Origin of the sequence: Algibacter sp., assembly GCF_049667265.1 — a bacterium.
GTDB lineage: Bacteria > Bacteroidota > Bacteroidia > Flavobacteriales > Flavobacteriaceae > Algibacter_B.
Map to the genome: position 1 here is coordinate 1 of NZ_JBATHX010000115.1, position 2,228 is coordinate 2,228.

The following is a 2,228-nucleotide window of genomic DNA, read 5'->3' on the forward strand; positions in this document are numbered from 1 at the left end:
ATTACTTGTTAACACTTGATTGTCAATATCTTTAGTTCCTGTAAGCATGCCCTCTGCCCCATAGCCTACTGCGATATTTAACCATTTTGGAATGTTACTTTCTTTAAAAAATGCATGTAAGTTAGCGCTTAGCCAATAGGTTTGTCCGTTATAATCTTTCAGAACTTGTTCAAAAAATGTTTTTCCTAGCTTATCTGGACGATGTTTTGCATAATTTGTTTGATGAAAAGAGTATTTTAAGGCAATTCGTTGTTCTTTCCAGAGCAATTCTTGCCCAATATACAATCCGGTTCCTGCACAATTGGCTAAAATATCTCCCCAAGAAAAACCCCATTCTGATGAAAAACCATCAAACACTTCAACAGCAGATAAAAAAGTAAACCCTAAAGTAGCTCCGTAAATTAATTGATCCCTTTCACTAACACCACTCCAATTTAAAAGTTGCGCACCATGTTTCCCTAGTTGGTAAGACGTAAATACATGACCAAGCTTATCCATCTGCAACCATTCATTATTATCATTGATGGTATGGAATTTTGATTGTTCGAAATCTGCATACCAAAGTTGATTTAAACCAACTAGGGTTATGATACCTGCAGAAGCTTCAGAAATAGTCACAGCATTGCGCCTAGGTTTGTTTAAGGTGTCACTTGCAGTAAGAAACTTATCAAGTTTTGATTGTTGCCCAAAAGAAAGTATTGGTAATAAAACAGCAATAATAATATGTTTTACTAGCGAAAAACGCACTATTTATTAATCCCTTGAGATGATAAATAACGTTGATATTCTCTAGCATTTACATTATGCTGTGCTAAGGTTTTTGCAAATTTATGAAACCCAAAATTTTTAGCATCGGCAGCAAAATATAAATATTTATGATTTTCATAATTTAAAACTGCATCAATAGCTGAAATATCTGGCATGGCAATAAGTCCTGGTGGTAATCCTCTGTTTTTATAAGTATTGTAAGGTGACTCAATATCTTTATGAACATTTAAAACACGTTTAATAATTGTATTCTCATATTCTGGAAGTTGGTAAGCAGCAAATTTTAAAGTCGGATCGGCTTGAAGTGGCATGCCAATTCTAATTCTATTCATATAAACACCAGCAATTACTGGTTGTTCTGAAGCTTGTTTTTATTCCTCATAAACTATGGAAGCCAAAGCAATAACTTGATCTTGAGATAAACCAATGTCATGCGCTTTTTTTATTCGAGCATCCGTCCAGAAACGATTATATTCTTTAAGCATGCGTTCTCTGAATGCTTCAGCCGACGTATTCCAGAAAAACTCATAACTATTAGGTAAATACATACCTAAAGCTGTTTCTTCTTTAAAATTATTTTTATTTAAAAATGAAGTGTCTTTCATGGTATTTAAAAGCGACACACTATCCGCTTCAATTTCTTTTGAAACGCGACCAGCCAGTTTCGCTAAAGTACTCTGATTATTAAAAGACACTTTAATTGGCAAGTTGTTACTTCTTATAGAGTTTATAATATCATTATTAGTCATTCCTTTTTTAATCTGGAAACGACCAGCTTTTATGTATTTCGTATATTCTTTTCGTTCTGCTAAATCATCAAAAGAATTGATATCGTCCAGCAAAGGTTCAAGTTGCTTTCTAACTTGGGCATAAGTTGCTCCAGTAGGAACATAAATATACGCCGTTTCATTGTTAAAAGCGGTATTGGGTTTTAACATGGCTTTGTAAACAAAATTCGCAAAAAATGCCGCCACAATAAGGCCAATAACTAAAATTGCTAAGAGTATCTTCTTAATGTACATCTATTATTTATTAATAAGCTGATAAAAATATTCGTTTTTATAAGAACCATTTACATAGTTCCATTCTTTTTTTAATCCTATTTTTTTAAATCCTTGATTTTCAAATAATTTAATACTAGCATCATTTTCTTCTGAAATATTACAATATAATTGATGCAAATCTAAATGCCTAAAACTATAATCGATAAGTAATTGTAATGCTTCACGGCCATAGCCTTTTAATCTGTTATTTGGTTCTTTCACTAATACACCCACGCCGGCTCTTTTATTTTTAAAATCGAAATCGAACAGGTCAATCATGCCTAAAGCGACATCATCATAATTTGAAATTACCAATCTTAATTGTTTAACTTCATAAATATCTTTATGCGCGTGCTCTAAATATTGTTTGATTAAAAATTTAGAATATGGTGTTTGGGTATTACTAATTTCCCAGAT

Annotated in this window: 2 protein-coding genes and 1 pseudogene; all 3 read right to left on the reverse strand. The window is 32.3% G+C overall.

Annotation, left to right across the window (positions count from 1 at the left end):
- Positions 1 to 747, reverse strand: a 747-nt coding sequence (locus WBN21_RS04080) for a DUF2279 domain-containing protein (RefSeq protein WP_424198018.1), incomplete at its 3' end; no start/stop codon positions are given.
- Positions 747 to 1,790: pseudogene (gene mltG, locus WBN21_RS04085) on the reverse strand (endolytic transglycosylase MltG). The pseudogene mltG and the gene WBN21_RS04080, both read right to left, overlap by 1 nt.
- A 3-nt stretch (positions 1,791 to 1,793) precedes the next feature.
- On the reverse strand, positions 1,794 to 2,228 hold a 435-nt coding region (locus WBN21_RS04090), incomplete at its 5' end, for a GNAT family N-acetyltransferase (protein ID WP_424198019.1).